Source organism: Streptomyces sp. NPDC047061 (assembly GCF_040643955.1).
In the GTDB taxonomy this organism is placed as follows: domain Bacteria; phylum Actinomycetota; class Actinomycetes; order Streptomycetales; family Streptomycetaceae; genus Streptomyces.
This window is the reverse complement of the sequence record NZ_JBEYVI010000012.1, coordinates 71,850-86,738: the sequence shown is the minus strand read 5'-3', so window position 1 is coordinate 86,738 and position 14,889 is coordinate 71,850. Positions and strand designations below refer to the sequence as shown.

Here is a 14,889-nt window from a genome sequence, read left to right as displayed (position 1 = left end):
GTCGCACGCGGATGCCGGAAAACAATCAAGGGTGCGCATCAGGATCCGAAGACTCCGACACACACCCTGACCTGCTCATCAGCAAGTCGGGACGACAGGATTTGAACCTGCGACCCCTTGACCCCCAGTCAAGTGCGCTACCAAGCTGCGCCACGTCCCGGTGCCGTTTGACCTGGAGTTTCCCCGGTCGAAACGCGCAAGGAAACAATACCGCACTCGGCTCGGTGGTCGCGCACGCCTTTTGTCCCGGCCGGCCGCGGCGGTGCGGGGCGGGTGGTCAGCTCCCGCCCGGCAGCCCCAACTCCGGGTAGGAGTCGAGGAGTCGGGGCGGGGCCGCCTGCCGCCAGGAGTCGGCGAGGATGTCGCGCAGTTCGCCCTCGTCCTCCAGCGCGGCGAGCCGGACGCGGACCCAGGCGAATTGGGCCTCATGGTCGGCGATCCAGAACTTGGCCGGCTCGGCGAGCACCAGTTCGTCGCGCTCCTCCTTGGGGCAGCGCACGGCGATGGAGGTCTCGTCCTCGGGCAGCGTGGCGAACATCTTCCCGGCGACCCGGAACGTGGGCATGCTCCAGGCGATCTTCTCGCTGGTGTCCGGCAGGGACAGGGCGACACGGCGTACGTCTTCGGCTTCCTGCATGCCCCGAACCGTAGCCCCCGCCACTGACAGTCACCCGGCCCGAGCGCCCACGTGCTTGTAGTAGAGGGTCGTCGGGCGCAGCACCCCGGCGGGGTCGAGGGCGTAGTCGGGGATGACCCCGGCGCGGGTCCAGCCGGCCGAGCGGTAGAGGTGCTCGGCGGGGCTGTCCGTCTCGGTGTCCAGGTGGAGCAGGGTGATCCCGGTGCCGACCGCGGCTTCCTCGGCGACGGCCAGCAGCCCGCGTCCGACGCCCCGGCCGCGGGCGTCGCGGCGGACCATCAGCTTCACCAGTTCGGCGCGGTGCGGGCTGTTGGGCTTGTCGGGGTGGGGGAAGGCCAGGCCGACCGTGCCGACGGCCCGGCCGGCGCCGTCCAGCGCGACCCAGACGGCGAGCCGCCCGGCGGCCACGGCGGCCGCCCGCCCCCGCCACCAGGCGACGGCCTGCTCCCGCTCGAAGGGGGCGAGGAAGCCGACGGACGCCCCGCCGTTCACGGTGTCGGCAAGGAGCTCGGCCAACTCGCCCTCGCGTCGGAGCAGTTGTTCCGCGTCGAGGCGCAGTGCCGTCACGGCCGCACCACCGCCAGCACGTACCGCGCCTCCCCCGGTCCGGCGCACCGGAACCGTGTCGGCCCCCACACCCGCAGCCGCAGGCAGTCGCCGGCGTCCAGGAGGTGCTCGATGCCCTCCGCCGTCACGGCGAGGCTGCCGTCGAGCACCCAGATGTGCTGCTCCAGGCCGGGCACCGGCGGGCGGTCGTAGGCGATGTCCGCCCCCACCGAGAGCCGGCCCTCGACGAGTTCGCCGCGCAGTCCGCCGTGCGGCGGCGACACGGAGCGTCGTACGAAACCGGAGGCGCGGTCCTCCCACACCTGCTGTTCGGCGGCGCGCAGCACGGGCGCGGGTTCCGCCTCGACCTCGCTGAGCAACTGGGACATGGTCCGGCCGTAGACATGGCAGAGGCGGTTGAGGAGGGCTGCCGTGGGGCTGGTCTCGGCCCGTTCGGCCCGGGACAGGGTGGACCTGCTCACTCCGCTGCGCTCCGCCAACTCACCCAGGGACCAGCCGTGTTCGGCCCGCAGTTCGGCGAGGCGGGCGCCGAGGCGGACGTCGACGGGGTCGGGGGCCACCATCTCCTCCTGTTTCATATTCGGGATGATATCCCTGATATGAAACGACGACGTTAAGGACGGCGTCGAGAAGGGCTACATCCGTGCCGCCTCGCCCAGGGCGGTCAGCACCGGGCGGATCAGCGGATGTTCCTCGGCTCCGCGTCGTACGGCCGCGAAGACGCGGCGGGTCGGGGCGACGCCGTCGACGGGGTGGACGACCACACCGGTGAGGTCCATGCCGCGCAGCGCCGAGCGCGGGACGAGGGCCACGCCCGCGTCGGCCGCGGCCAGGGCCACCACGGCGCGGAAGTCGTCGGAGGAGTGTTCGAGGCGGGGCTGGAAGCCGGCGCTCTCGCAGGCCAGGACCACCACGTCGTGGCAGGGGTTGCCCGGGTACGGGCCGATCCAGGTGTCCTTGGCCAGTTCGGCGAGGGGCACCTCGGAGGCCTCGGCCAGCCGGTGGTGCAGGGGGACGACGGCGTCGAACGGCTCGGCGTACAGGGGTACGTGGGTGAGCCGGGGGTCGTCGGCGGGCGGGGCCCCTCGGTACTCGACGGCGACCGCGACGTCGACCTGCCGGTCCAGGACCATCGGGAGGCTGGCGTCGCCCTCGGCGTCCTGGACGCGGATGCGGATGCCGGGGGCGGTGCGGGCGAGCCGGGCCACGGCCGGGGCGACCACCTGCGCGATGCCGGTGGCGAAGGCGGCGACGGTGACCGTGCCGGCCTCGCCGGAGCCGTACGCGGCCAGCTCGGCCTCGGCCCGCTCCAGCTGGGCGAGGACCGCGTTGGTGTGGGCGAGCAGGATCTCGCCGGCCGGGGTCAGCCGTACGCCCTTGGCGCTGCGCTCTACCAGGCGGTGGCCGGTCTCCTGCTCGAGGGCCGTCAGCTGCTGGGAGACGGCCGAGGGGGTCAGATAGAGCGCGGCGGCAGCCGCCGTCACCGTGCGGTGGTCGGCCACCGCACGGAGGATGCGGAGCCGCCGCGCCTCGATCATGGGATTGATTATCGCAATATGTCGTCGCCGCTCGGGCCGTCGGCCCACCTCGGACCGGCGACCCGGCTTGAACCGGCGGCCCGCCGTCCCGCCCGGCTCAGCCCGCCAGTTCCGCCCGGGCCGCGACGAAGGCGTCCACCGCGCGGTTCACGTCGTCCGTCGAGTGGGCCGCGGAGAGCTGGACCCGGATCCGGGCCTGGCCCTGCGGGACCACCGGGTAGGAGAAGCCGATCACGTACACGCCGCGCTCCAGGAGCAGCTCGGCCATCCGGCCCGCCTCCGCCGCGTCCCCGATCATCACGGGGGCGATGGCGTGGTCACCGGGGAGGATGTCGAAGCCCTCCTCGGTCATCCGGCGGCGGAACAGGGCGGTGTTCTCGGCGAGCCGGACCCGCAGGTCGTCTGCCGCCTCCAGCAGGTCGAGGACCTTGAGGGAGGATGCCGCGATCACCGGGGCGAGGGTGTTGGAGAAGAGGTAGGGGCGGGAGCGCTGGCGGAGCAGGGCGACGATCTCGGCGCGGGCCGCGACATAGCCGCCGGAGGCGCCGCCGAGGGCCTTGCCGAGGGTGCCGGTGATGATGTCGACGCGGTCCATGACGCCGTGCAGCTCGGGGGTGCCGCGGCCGGACGGGCCGACGAAGCCGACGGCGTGCGAGTCGTCGACCATGACCATCGCGTCGTAGCGGTCGGCGAGGTCGCAGATCTCGCGGAGCGGCGCAAGATAGCCGTCCATGGAGAAGACGCCGTCGGTGACGACCAGCCGGCGCCGGGCGCTCTGCGCCTCCTTCAGCTGCCGTTCCAGGTCGGCCAGGTCGCGGTTGGCGTAGCGCAGGCGGCGGGCCTTGGAGAGGCGGATGCCGTCGATGATGGAGGCGTGGTTGAGGGCGTCGGAGATCACCGCGTCCTCCTCGCCGAGGAGGGTCTCGAAGACACCGCCGTTGGCGTCGAAGCAGGAGGAGTAGAGGATCGTGTCCTCCTGGCCGAGGAACGCCGACAGGCGTGCCTCCAGCTCCTTGTGGACCTCCTGGGTGCCGCAGATGAAACGGACCGAGGCCATGCCGTAGCCCCAGCGGTCCAGGGCCTCGTGGGCGGCGGCGATCACCTCGGGGTGGTCGGCGAGGCCGAGGTAGTTGTTGGCGCAGAAGTTGAGGACCTCGCCCGGGCGGCCGCCGGCGGTGACGGCGACGGTCGCGGACTGCGGGGTGCCGATGACCCGCTCGGGCTTGTGCAGACCGGCGGCGCGGATCTCGTCGAGGGTGGCGCGCAGGTCGTCGCGCACGGAGTCGAACATCATCAGTCCTTGGGTGTCGTCAGCGGGTCCGTCAGCAGGGCCATCAGTGGGGGCCGTCAACGGGGCCGTCAGTGGGTCCAGTCGAGGATGACCTTGCCGCCGCGGCCGCTCGCCGCGTCGGCGAAGGCCGCCTCGAAGTCGCGGTAGCCGTACCGGCCGGTGATCACGGGCGCGAGGTCGAGTCCGCCCTCCAGCAGCACCGACATCGCGTACCAGGTCTCGAACATCTCACGGCCGTAGATGCCCTTGATGGTGATCATCGAGGTGACGATCCGGGCCCAGTCGACGGGGAACTCCTGGGCGGGCAGGCCGAGCACGGCGATCCGGCCGCCGTGCGTCATGTTGGCGATCATGTCGCGCATGGCCTCGGGCCGGCCGGACATCTCCAGGCCGATGTCGAAGCCCTCACGCAGCCCCAGCTGCCGCTGTCCGTCGGCGATGCCCGCCTGTGACACGTTCAGGGCGAGGCTCACGCCGATCTTGCGGCCGAGTTCGAGGCGCTCCTCGCTGACGTCGGTGATCACGACGTGCCGGGCGCCCGCGTGCCGGGCCACGGCGGCGGCCATGAGCCCGATCGGCCCCGCGCCGGTGATCAGGACGTCCTCGCCGACCAGCGGGAAGGAGAGCGCGGTGTGCACGGCGTTGCCGAACGGGTCGAAGATCGCGGCCACGTCGAGGTCGACGGGGACCCGGTGCACCCAGACGTTGCCGGCGGGCAGCGCGACGTACTCGGCGAACGCGCCGTCCCGGCCCACGCCCAGGCCGACCGTAGCGCGGCACAGATGGCGCCGCCCGGCCTGGCAGTTGCGGCACTTGCCGCAGACGAGGTGGCCCTCGCCGCTGACCCGGTCGCCCACGTTGATGTCGGTGACGTCCCGGCCGGTCGCCGCGACCTCGCCGACGAACTCGTGGCCGACCACGAGCGGGGTGGTGATCGCCTGCTGCGCCCAGCCGTCCCAGGCACGGATGTGCAGATCGGTGCCGCAGATGCCGGTCCGCAGGACCTTGATCAGTACGTCACCCGGTCCGACCGTGGGCTCCGGTACGTCCGTGAGCCACAGCCCGGGCTCCGCCTTCTCCTTGACCAGCGCCTTCAACGCTACGGCTCCTGTGCGTGAGATCCCGGCCGCGGGGTCGCCGAGGCGGCCCCGCGGCCGGGGAGGGGGTGGAATCTCACAGCAATCTGCCCCACCCCGGAGCATCGGTCCATCGAGGATTTCTTAAGCACCGCCACAGCTCCGCTTCACGCCCTCGGAACACCCGCCAGGACACGGCTAGTCGAGGCGGGAGACCTGGTAGTGGGCGATACGCCAGTCTTCGCCCGTCCGGGTGGCGAGGACGGAGAGCCTGACGTCCAGCGGGGGCCGGTCCGTGAACGAGAACTCGACGGCCAGGTACCCGAGGACGACGCCGTCGGCGGGCCGCCTGGTCTCCAGGACCCGGTACGCCGCCTTCATGCCGAGGGGCTGGGAGTCGTAGTACGCGGCGACACCCTGCGGTCCGACGCTGTAGGGGTGCAGTCCCTGGAAGACGGCGTCCTCGGTGAACTCGGCCGCGACGCGCTCGGGTCGGTGTGCGTCGACGGCCGCCTTCCACCGGTCGAGCACTGCGCTCAGGATGGCCGTGTCGTCGGTCGTGCTGGTCATGTCCGCTCCTTGCTCTCCCTGGTCGGTGACTCGCCCTGCCGTCAGTGTCCGGCGCTCATACCGCCGTCGACGTGCAGGATCTCGCCGGTGACGAACGGTGCGGTCTCCAGGAAGAGAACCGCGTCGACGATGTCGCTCACTTCACCCATCCGGCCGACCGGGTGCAGGGCGGCGAGGAACTCGTGGGTCTCCGCCGGGTGCATCGGGGTCTTGATGGTGCCGGGCGACACCGCGTTGACGCGGATGCCACGGGTGGCGTACTCGATCGCCAGGGACTTGGTCGCGGACTGCAGGCCGCCCTTGGTCAGCGAGGCCAGGACGGAGGGAACGCGGGCGTCCGGGCTGTCGACCAGGCTGGTGGTGACGCTGACGACGTGCCCGCCGCCCTGGGCGAGCAGGTGCGGGACCGCCCGCTGGGTGAGGTGGAAGAAGCCGGCGACGTTGATGCCGGTGACGGCGGCGTAGTCCTCGGCGGTGTAGTCGGTGAACGGCTTGGCGACGAAGACGCCGGCGTTGTTGACCACGGTGTCGATACGGCCGAACCGCTCGACGGCGGCCGCCACGACCCGCTCGGCGGTCGCCGGGTCGGCGATGTCGCCCTGGACGGTCAGGACGCCGGCGTCGTCGGCGGGGGCGATGGTGCGCGAGGTGGCGACGACCGCGTGGCCGAGCTTGCGGTAGCCCTCGACGAGGGCGGCGCCGATGCCCTGCGAAGCACCGGTGACGATGGCGACCTTCTGCTGCTGCGTGCTCATGATGACCTTCTCCGTAGTGGCTGACCGGTTACTAGCCGACCGGTCGACTATTCGGAAGGTAGGTCGGGCCGGGACGGGATGCCAGGATCGGTGTCCTCCCGGCTGGGAGACGCGGCCTCCCAGCGCAGCTCAGCCCGGGAGTGCGTACGGGTCGCCGGCGGGCAGCCAGGCGTCCGGGGCATGGATCCCGAGGTCGCCGACGCCCTCGCTCAGGGCGTCGACGACGGCCAGGACACCCGCGCGGTCCTCCCCCGCGCGCCAGACCAGGGACCAGGTCCAGTACACCTTCGGCGCGACGACCTCGCGGCGGACCAGGTCGGGCGGGAGCGGAGTGGTCTGGCCCTTGGGCGAGTTGAGGACGGGCCGGGTGCAGCGGCGGACGTGGTCGAAGTAGGCGGGGCCGGTGACGGCACCGTCGGAGATGCGCACCGCGCGGGCGCCGACGGCCCGCGTGAGCTCCTCGGCGTACTCGTTCCAGGAGGCCCAGGAGGTGATGTCGTCGTCGATGAGGACGTCGGTGTCCCGGGCCGGCAGGTCGCTCGTGTCGGTGCCCTTCGCGACGGCGTACAGCCGGTCCGCGCCGATCAGCCGGGCCCGCAGCCCGAGCCGTTCGAGGTCCTCGGTGCGCACCCAGCAGACGGCGAGGTCCAGACTGCCGTCGGCGACCCGGGCGGCCTGCGTGTGGGAGGGCGCGACCCAGGCGTCCACATGCACCCGGGCGACCGCGGCCGTCCGTGAACCCAGGTCCGGCGGAAGCCAGTTGACGTATCCGAGCCGTACCGCCTGGGATCCCGAGAGGCGGCCCGCCCGGCGCCTGAGGTCGTCGGCCCGCGCCAGCAGGTCCCGGGTGTGCGGGAGCAGCTCGGCGCCCGCCGGGGTGAGGGAGACCGAGCGGCGGTCCCGGTCGAACAGCCGGACGCCCAGGTCCCGTTCGAGCGCCTTGATCTGCTGGGAGAGCGAGGGGCCCGCGATGAGCAGCCGCTCGGCGGCCCGGCCGAAGTTCAGTTCCTCGGCGACCGCGACGAAATAGCGCAGCTGGCGCAGTTCCACGCGCGTCATGCTACGCGCGCTGGGAGGCCGCGCCTCTCAGCAGCGAGGCGGCCGGTCGTGGCACCGGTGCCGGCGGCGGCGCACGATGGAGTGACCGGCAACAGAGCGACACCGGAGGGAGCACATCGTGCGAGAGTTCCTGGTCGAGATCACCACCGACATCCCCGAGGGCACGGGCCAGGACGAGATCGACCGGCGGCGGGCCGCGGAGGCCGTCCGGGCGCGGGAACTGGCCGCGACCGGTCATCTGGCCCGGCTGTGGCGCCCGGTGGGCGAGTTGCGCAGCATCGGTGTGTGGCGGGCCGCCGACGAGGAGGAACTCCACGAGAAGGTGCTCGGCACCCTGCCGCTGCGCCCGTGGATGACACTCACCGTCACCCCGCTGGAGTCCCACCCCAACGACCCGGGCCGGGCCGACGGCACCCGATGACCGCCGCCTCCCCCTGGACCCATGTCACCAGGGCCGCCGCCGCACTCGCGGCGGGCATGGGCGTCGGCTGTCTCGTCGCCGCCGCCGTGCTGCGGATCGGGTTCCCGCACCACATGGTCGGGGACCACACAGCGCCGGTACGACAGCGCCGACCGGCCGAAGCCACCGGCCCCTAGGCCACCCGCCCCTGGGCCGCAGGCCCTACGCGGCTGTCACGCCGAGCAGGGCCCGGCAGTTGTCCCAGAGCGGGGTCAGCCGCCCGGTGCTGTTGTACAGCTTGGCGAGCATCACCTGGCCCTCCAGCTGGGCCACCACCGCCCGTGCCGCCTCGCGGGTGTCGGTCACGCCCACGTCGCCGCGCTCCCGGGCCTCGGCGACGACCGACTCCACCATGTCGACCTGGGCGTCGAAGATCTCCTGGAGCCGTCCGCGGACCGCCTCGGTCTGGTTGCTCAGTTCCAGGGCGAGGTTCCCGAACAGACAGCCCGCCACGGTCCCGCAGCCCCGCTGGCCGGCGAGCTGGCCGGCCTCGGTCTCCTCGAACAGCCGCCGCAGCCGCCGCAGCGGCTCGGCGTCACCGGTCAGGGCCCGGGTCCAGTCGCGCTTCTGGGCGGCCCAGTGCTCGTCGACGACCGCGAGCGCGAGGGCCTCCTTGGACTCGAAGAAGTAGTAGAAACTGCCCTTCGGCACCCCGGCCGCCTTGCAGATCTCGGCCACGCCGAGCGCGGAGTAGCCACGCCCTTCGATCAGCGAGCGAGCGGCGTCGAGGATCTTCCGCCTGGCGTCACTGGTACGTCCCATACGACCAGGGTACGGAGGTACTAGACCGGTCGGCTAGCGAAGGGGATGTTCCCGTCGTCACAGCAGCGGGAGACCGTCGGCCTCGCGCCGCTCGATCCGGGCCACCAGCTCGGCCGCCGACGACTTGATCGTCTCCAGACCGGCCCGGCCCCAGGGCCGCGGCTCCACGTCGACCACGCACACCGTGCCGAGCACCGTCCCCGTGCTGTCGATCAGCGGGGCGCCCAGGTAGGAACGGATGCCGAAGTCGTCGACGACCGGGTTGCCCGCGAACCGCGGGTAGTCGCAGACGTCCTCCAGGACCAGCGCCTTGCGCCGGACCACCACATGGGGGCAGAAACCATGGTCACGGGCCAGCTCACGGCCCAGTACGGGGGTGCTGCCGTCCGGCCGCACCACGGGCGGTGCCACGTCCGGCAGGTGCAGACCCGCGAAGAACTGGCGGTTCACGTCGATGAAGTTGACCATGGCGTACGGCGCCCGGGTGACCTCGGCGAGCCGGTCCGCGTAGGCGTCGAGGGCGGGGTCCGGGTGTGCGCCCAGACGCAGTTGGCCGAGGCGCCGGGTGCGCTCGGGTGCCTCCTTGTCCTCGGGCGTGAGCAGCAGCCGGCCGGCCGGGCGTGACGGGTCGTACCTCATGCGCGGGCTCCGTCGCAGTGGACGTGGGTCATATACGGGCTCCGTGAGGGATGTTGGGAGTTCACATGTGGGCGCCGTGGCTCGGCGCGGAGACCGGAGCGTGGGCGATCAGATGACGGACGAGGGTGAGCAGGGTCTGGACCCCGGAACTGGAGATCCGGGCGTCGCAGCGGACCACGGGGATCTCCGGGTCGAGGTCGATGGCGGCGCGCACCTCGTCGGGGTCGTAGCGGTAGGAGCCGTCGAACTCGTTGATGGCGACGATGAAGCCGAGGCCGCGCTCCTCGAAGAAGTCGACGGCCGCGAAGCAGTCCTCCAGGCGGCGGGTGTCGGCGAGGATGACCGCGCCGAGTGCGCCCTCGGACAGCTCGTCCCACATGAACCAGAACCGCTCCTGTCCGGGCGTGCCGAACAGGTAGAGGACGTGTTCCGGGTCCAGGGTGATGCGGCCGAAGTCCATGGCCACGGTCGTCTCGACCTTGTTCTCGATCCCGTCGAGGCTGTCGGTCGCGGCACTGACCGTGGTGAGGAGTTCCTCCGTGGACAGCGGGGCGATCTCGCTGACCGCGCCCACGAAGGTGGTCTTGCCGACCCCGAACCCACCGGCCACCAGGATCTTCAGCGCGGTGGGAAAGGGATCAGAGCTGTCGTCGTAGTCCATCGAGTACTGCCTCCAGGAGGGACCGGTCAGTCGGGTTGTGGTGGAACACGGGGGGCTTGGCGGTCAGCGCCCCGCAGTCGACGAGGTCGGAGAGCAGCACCTTGGTGACCACGGCGGGCAGTTTGAGGTGCGCGGCGACCTCGGCGACCGAGACGGGGGCGCGGCACAGGTCGAGTGCCTGTGCGTGCTCGAGGCCGAGGTAGCCGAGGGGTGTGGACCCGGTCGCCATCACCTGCGACATGAGGTCGAGGGCGATGCTGGGCTCGGTGCGGCCGTTGCTGACCGTGAACGGGCGCACAAGGCGTCCGGCCGCGTCGTCGAGCCAGGGCCCGTCGCCGGCTGCCGCCACCCTCAAGGCCTCATCGCCGTGGAGTCGACGGCGTGCTGCCGGGGCGCGGTGACGAGGTACGGGCGGACGCTCTTGACCAGCATCGCCATTTCGTAGCCGAGGACGGCGGCGTCGGCCTCCCGACCGGCCAGCACGGCGAGGCAGGTGCCGGAGCCGGCGGTGGTGACGAACAGCAGCGTCGAGTCGAGTTCGACGACGACCTGGCGGACGTCCCCGCCGTCGCCGAACCGGACGCCCGCGCTGCGGCCTAGCGAGTACAGGCCGGAGGCGAGCGCCGCCATGTGGTCGGCGCTGTCCGGATCCAGGCCGTGGACGGACTTCACCAGCCCGTCGCAGGACAGGAGCACCGCGCTGGTCGTGTGCGGTACGCGCTGCACTAGGCCGCTCATCAGCCAGTCGAGGTCGGATACCTGGGCGGTCGGCGCATCGCTCGCCATGGTGGATCGACTCCTTGGGGTAAGAAGGTCTGCGGGAGCGGTGGGGGTGGGGGTGGAGACGGTGCTGGTCATCCGGCCGGTGCGCTCCCGTCGGGCCGGGTGGTGAAGTCGGAGGTGTGCACCGGGCGCAGGGCCTGGGAGTACGACTGGGGTCGGGACGCGGACTGGGCGTCGGCGGGGTCCCGGTGGGTTCGGTTCATGTGTGTGGGGGACATGTGGTCCATGGCCGCCGGGTGACCTGTGGTCATGTGGTCCGGGGCCATGTGATCCGGGGTCATGTGGTCCGAGGCCGTGTGGTCCGAGGCCAGGTGGTCGGAGGTCACATGGCCTGAGACCAGGGGGTCGAGCGTGAGGGGGGCCGGCGTCATGCGGTGCCGGGCGGACTGGTCCGGAGCTGTGTGGTCGGGAGCCGTGTAGTGCGGGGCCAGGTACCCGGCCTCCATGTGCGTCACGTCCGCATGCGCCGCCCCCGTGTGCAGGGCGTCCGTGCGGGCGGAGCCCATGTGCGTGGAGTCCATGTGCGTGGCATGCGACGTGCTGGCCGGCCGGTCGCCGGATTGGTCGCCGACGACCATGTCGGCGAAGCCCATACCGGTGAACCCGTCGTGGAGGGATGCGCCATGTGTCCCGCCCGCGGACTCGCCGGTGGGCGGCTCCCCCTGGGTGGCCTCCAGGTGCTGCTGCGCTTCGGCGAGGCCGATGCCGCGCTGGAAGGCAGCCATCAGGCCGGGGTCGTGTCCGGCCGGGACCTCGCTGTCCTGGCGGGGCACCGGGCCGCCGCGCAGCTGGGGAACGATGTGCTCCTGGGCGCGGCGGCGCGGCAGTTGGGGTTTGCCCATGGTGCCGCGCACGGCGCCGACGCGCGGTACGGGCGCGCTGCCCGCGTGCTCGGCGACCACGGACCGGTCCTCGGGCCGGATGCCGGGCAGCGCCTCGGCGGGGTTCGCGCGGGTCTCCTGGGCGCCGCGCACCGGCAGCGGCGCGGGACCGCCCCCGTGCGGCGCGCGCCGACGACGGCCACCGGCGGCGGTGGGGGCGCTCGCGGCGGGACCCTGCTGCTGCCCGGGCCCTCGGCCGGCCGGCGGACCGCCCGCGGTGGCCCGGTTTCCGGTCCCCGTGTCCGAACCGGTCGCGCCGCCGGGCCGAACGCCCTCCAGCGCCCCGGTGCCGTCGGACGGCCGTGCTCCCGCGGTCCCGGGCGCACCTGGCGCCCCCGGCGCACCGCCCCCGGTCGCCGTGGAGCGCGGCTGCGGTACGGCGACGGGTGCCCCGGGTGCGCCCGGAGCCGTGCCCAACAGGCCCTGCGGGACGACGAGGACGGCCTGGACGCCGCCGTAGATGTTGGTCTGGAGGCGGACGTTGATGCCGTGCCGGCGGGCGAGCTGGGAGACGACGAAGAGTCCGATACGGCCGTCGGCCAGCAGGCTGGCGACGTTGACCTGGTCGGGGTCGGCGAGCAGGGCGTTCATCTTGGACTGCTCGCCGACCGGCATGCCGAGTCCGCGGTCCTCGACCTCGACCGCGAGGCCGGAGGTGACGAGGTTGGCGCGGAGCAGCACCTGGGTGTGCGGGGCGGAGAACACCGTGGCGTTCTCGACGAGTTCGGCGAGGAGGTGGATGACGTCGGCGACGGCGTGCCCGCGCAGTTCGCCGTCGATCGGCGGGACGAGTTTGACCCGGGAGTACTGCTCGACCTCGGCGATGGCGGAGCGCAGCACCTCGGTCATGGAGACGGGGTTGCTCCACTGCCGCCGGGACACGGCGCCGCCGAGCACGGCGAGGTTCTCGGCGTGCCGTCGGATGCGGGTGGCCAGGTGGTCGACGTGGAAGAGGCCCTTGAGGAGGTCCGGGTCCTCGATCTCGTTCTCCAGTTCGTCGAGGATCGAGATTTCCCGGTGCACGAGGGACTGAAGGCGCCGCGCCAGGTTGACGAAGACCTCCAGCTTCTGTTCACTGCCGGCCTGGCTGGAGAGCTGGGCCGCCTGCACGACGGCGGTGACGGCGCCGTCGTGCGCGCGGGACAGGTCGGCGGCGAGCAGCTCGAAGTCGTCCGCGTCGTCGGGTGGTCCGCCGCGCGGCTTGCGCGGGGGCGGGGTCTCGCCGCGGCGCAGCGCGTCGACGAGGGCCAGCAGATCGGCCTCGCCGCGGGCGGCGTTGCGGCGCAGGACGGCGACGCGGTCGCTGACCGAGCGGGCGGCGCGGCCCGCAGCCACGGCGGCGATCACGATGCCCGCGGCCGTCACCGAGACCGCGCCGGTGAGCACGGCGAGCAGGGTGAGGCTGGGCCGGGCGCCGGTGGAGCGGACGGTGAACAGGACGGCCGCGCAGCCGCTGAGCGCCACCGCGACCGGTGGCAGCACCGCCAGACGCATGAGCTGAGGCCGTATGTGGGTCTCGGGCAGCGCGGGAACGGGTCGGGCGACCGGACGCCCGTGCCGGCCGCCCTCACGGCGGTCGGCGCGGGCGGCCGGTGCACGGAGGTGAGACATCTGCGTCCTCGTACTGGTCCGTCGGGCCTGGTTCCTCGCGCGGGTCGCGCGAGTTGGGCATGCGCCATCGCAATGCCGGCCGAGGGGACCGCAAAAGAATTCGGCCCCGCGTCGCCCGACGGACACTCACAGTAGTCGCCAAGGCATCATGTGCGGTGGGCAGTTGACAAAGTCCCCCGGAGATGGTCCCGCTCTGGTATGAGCCGTCGCACGAAAGACCGATAACCCCCTCGACACTCCACTCCCGAACAATCACCGACCGATCCGACCTGCTCAGAAACGGTCACGCACAGAAGACGCGGACCGGGGCTCCCGTCACCTCGCCCCGCTCGCCGACCCCCGGTCCGCGCACCCTCGGCCGGTCGGGCCGGACGGCCGGAGGGGCTTCCGCACCCCCTTCACCACGCCTGAAATATCACTCACGGTGACCCCTTTGGCCTCGACTGCTCTTCGTCGGGGCGCGGCGCGGGCCGTCGTGGGCGCCGACGCCCGTCACCGCGTCGGCCGCGGCCCGGGTCAGGTCCGGGCGGCTGAGGACTTCCGTGCTGTCGATGAACTGGTCCACCGCACCGGCCCTGTGCAACGCCCGTATCTCCGGGTCCTTGATGCGGGCGGTGAGGGCCCGGGTGAAGCGGTCGGCGCGCAGCACCCGGAAGGGCCGGGCGTGGTAGGTGCGCGTGGCCGGGTCGACCCGGTCGGTGAGCTCCAGTTCGTTGTGCAGGTGGGCGACGATCTCGTACGCCTGGACCAGATGACGCTCGCGCAGGTGCCAGTCGGTGGCGGCGAGGACGGCGGTGAGTTCGGAGGTGAGCCGTGGGGCCGCGGGGGTGCGGGCGAAGGCGCTGCCGAGCCATTTGCCGTAGGGCGGGTAGCGCCGGTCCATCAGCAGGGAGAGCCGCATGAGGTCGCGGACCAGGCGGGAGGCCTCGACGGCGGAACCCAGTTCGTCGCCGACCTCGCCGCAACGGCCGACGAAGGCCTCCTCCTGGGCGATGCGCTGCCACTGGCAGGCGAGGACGTGGAGCCACAGGTCGTGCGGGTACCAGCGCAGGGCGGTGCGGGCCGGGGTGAGCGTGTGCAGGCCGTCGTGGAACACGGCGCCGGCGGTGACCTCGGCGAGGAGCTGGGTGGGCATGGCGAGCCAGTGCGCCGGGGTGACGCCGGAGGCGGGGTCGAAGCCGAGGGTGGCACGGAACCAGGAGGAGACGCCGGTCACTTCGACGCGGTGGTGCACCGGCCCGTCGGTCACCCGCATGACGCGGACGTCCCGATCCTCGGTGGCGGCGAAGTGGGTGGGCCAGCCGTGAAAGGTCTTCGGTAGGTGTTCGGCGAGCACATGTCTGATGCGTCCGGCGTGGCGGCTCACATCGTGGGAGTGGAGGAAGAGCTGGAGCCGGGGGCCCCATTCGTGGTCGGCGGAGCGCTCGGTGTCGTAACCGAGCACTTCGGAGCCCGCGCCGATGCGGGCCGCGGAATGGGGTATGCCGGGAGCGGCCTCCTCCAGCAGTGGGCGTACGGCCTCGGTGTAGAAGCGCCGGGAAAGCTCAAGTCCCGGTAAGAAAGTAGGACTTGGCATATGTGCAGGGCTCATGACGATGC

General features: G+C 72.3%; 17 protein-coding genes, 1 tRNA gene and 1 pseudogene. 2 read left to right on the top strand and 17 right to left on the bottom strand.

Annotated elements, in window-relative coordinates:
* Positions 1 to 86: 86 nt before the first annotated feature.
* The 10 genes from ABZ887_RS19390 to ABZ887_RS19345 all read right to left on the bottom strand — a co-directional run bounded on the left by ABZ887_RS19390 (position 87) and on the right by ABZ887_RS19345 (position 7,493).
* Positions 87 to 160, bottom strand: a tRNA-Pro gene (locus tag ABZ887_RS19390).
* A gap of 117 nt (positions 161 to 277) precedes the next feature.
* On the bottom strand, positions 278 to 637 hold the full coding sequence (locus ABZ887_RS19385; protein ID WP_361290690.1) for an MmcQ/YjbR family DNA-binding protein: 360 nt from the start codon (positions 635 to 637) through the stop codon (positions 278 to 280).
* Positions 638 to 667: 30 nt separating this feature from the next.
* A complete protein-coding gene (locus ABZ887_RS19380) occupies positions 668 to 1,204 on the bottom strand; it encodes a GNAT family N-acetyltransferase (protein ID WP_361290687.1) in 537 nt (178 codons plus the stop codon).
* Entirely contained in the window at positions 1,201 to 1,782 is a 582-nt protein-coding gene (locus ABZ887_RS19375) for an XRE family transcriptional regulator (protein ID WP_361290684.1), read from the bottom strand. The genes ABZ887_RS19380 and ABZ887_RS19375 overlap by 4 nt, the downstream gene beginning before the upstream one ends.
* Positions 1,783 to 1,839: 57 nt before the next feature.
* Positions 1,840 to 2,742: a LysR family transcriptional regulator gene (locus ABZ887_RS19370; protein ID WP_361290681.1), complete on the bottom strand. Its 903-nt coding sequence runs from the start codon at positions 2,740 to 2,742 to the stop codon at positions 1,840 to 1,842.
* Positions 2,743 to 2,839: 97 nt separating this feature from the next.
* Entirely contained in the window at positions 2,840 to 4,033 is a 1,194-nt protein-coding gene (locus ABZ887_RS19365) for a glycine C-acetyltransferase (RefSeq protein WP_361291049.1), read from the bottom strand.
* A gap of 68 nt (positions 4,034 to 4,101) precedes the next feature.
* Entirely contained in the window at positions 4,102 to 5,130 is a 1,029-nt protein-coding gene (gene tdh, locus ABZ887_RS19360) for an L-threonine 3-dehydrogenase (RefSeq protein ID WP_361290678.1), read from the bottom strand.
* A gap of 177 nt (positions 5,131 to 5,307) precedes the next feature.
* Positions 5,308 to 5,679, bottom strand: a complete 372-nt coding sequence (locus tag ABZ887_RS19355) for a nuclear transport factor 2 family protein (RefSeq protein ID WP_361290675.1) — start codon at positions 5,677 to 5,679, stop codon at positions 5,308 to 5,310.
* Between the two features lie 41 nt (positions 5,680 to 5,720).
* Positions 5,721 to 6,434 carry an SDR family oxidoreductase gene (locus ABZ887_RS19350; protein WP_361290672.1) on the bottom strand — a complete coding sequence of 238 codons (714 nt, stop codon included), beginning with the start codon at positions 6,432 to 6,434 and terminating at the stop codon, positions 5,721 to 5,723.
* Between the two features lie 129 nt (positions 6,435 to 6,563).
* Positions 6,564 to 7,493 (bottom strand): LysR family transcriptional regulator, encoded by a 930-nt coding sequence (locus ABZ887_RS19345; protein WP_361290669.1) that lies wholly within the window; start codon positions 7,491 to 7,493, stop codon positions 6,564 to 6,566.
* Positions 7,494 to 7,611: 118 nt separating this feature from the next.
* Here ABZ887_RS19345 and ABZ887_RS19340 point away from each other — a divergent pair, with 118 nt between their 5' ends.
* Complete coding sequence (locus ABZ887_RS19340) at positions 7,612 to 7,914, top strand: muconolactone Delta-isomerase family protein (protein WP_361290666.1); 303 nt, start codon at positions 7,612 to 7,614, stop codon at positions 7,912 to 7,914.
* Complete coding sequence (locus ABZ887_RS19335; protein ID WP_361290664.1) at positions 7,911 to 8,090, top strand: hypothetical protein; 180 nt, start codon at positions 7,911 to 7,913, stop codon at positions 8,088 to 8,090. The genes ABZ887_RS19340 and ABZ887_RS19335 overlap by 4 nt, the downstream gene beginning before the upstream one ends.
* A gap of 25 nt (positions 8,091 to 8,115) precedes the next feature.
* Here ABZ887_RS19335 and ABZ887_RS19330 read toward each other — a convergent pair whose 3' ends face one another.
* The 7 genes and pseudogenes from ABZ887_RS19330 to ABZ887_RS19300 form a co-directional block, all read right to left on the bottom strand.
* Positions 8,116 to 8,715: a TetR/AcrR family transcriptional regulator gene (locus tag ABZ887_RS19330; protein WP_361290661.1), complete on the bottom strand. Its 600-nt coding sequence runs from the start codon at positions 8,713 to 8,715 to the stop codon at positions 8,116 to 8,118.
* A gap of 57 nt (positions 8,716 to 8,772) precedes the next feature.
* On the bottom strand, positions 8,773 to 9,354 hold the full coding sequence (locus tag ABZ887_RS19325) for a GAF domain-containing protein (RefSeq protein WP_361290658.1): 582 nt from the start codon (positions 9,352 to 9,354) through the stop codon (positions 8,773 to 8,775).
* 61 nt (positions 9,355 to 9,415) lie between these two features.
* Positions 9,416 to 10,015: an ATP/GTP-binding protein gene (locus tag ABZ887_RS19320; protein WP_361290655.1), complete on the bottom strand. Its 600-nt coding sequence runs from the start codon at positions 10,013 to 10,015 to the stop codon at positions 9,416 to 9,418.
* Positions 9,993 to 10,364: a DUF742 domain-containing protein gene (locus ABZ887_RS19315; RefSeq protein WP_217552435.1), complete on the bottom strand. Its 372-nt coding sequence runs from the start codon at positions 10,362 to 10,364 to the stop codon at positions 9,993 to 9,995. The genes ABZ887_RS19320 and ABZ887_RS19315 overlap by 23 nt, the downstream gene beginning before the upstream one ends.
* 2 nt (positions 10,365 to 10,366) lie before the next feature.
* Complete coding sequence (locus ABZ887_RS19310; protein WP_361290652.1) at positions 10,367 to 10,801, bottom strand: roadblock/LC7 domain-containing protein; 435 nt, start codon at positions 10,799 to 10,801, stop codon at positions 10,367 to 10,369.
* A 674-nt stretch (positions 10,802 to 11,475) separates the two neighbouring features.
* Positions 11,476 to 13,290: pseudogene (locus ABZ887_RS19305) on the bottom strand (ATP-binding protein); the annotation flags it as partial.
* 415 nt (positions 13,291 to 13,705) lie between these two features.
* Positions 13,706 to 14,866, bottom strand: coding sequence for a DUF4037 domain-containing protein (locus tag ABZ887_RS19300; RefSeq protein WP_361290649.1), 1,161 nt, complete (start codon positions 14,864 to 14,866; stop codon positions 13,706 to 13,708).
* Positions 14,867 to 14,889: the final 23 nt, after the last annotated feature.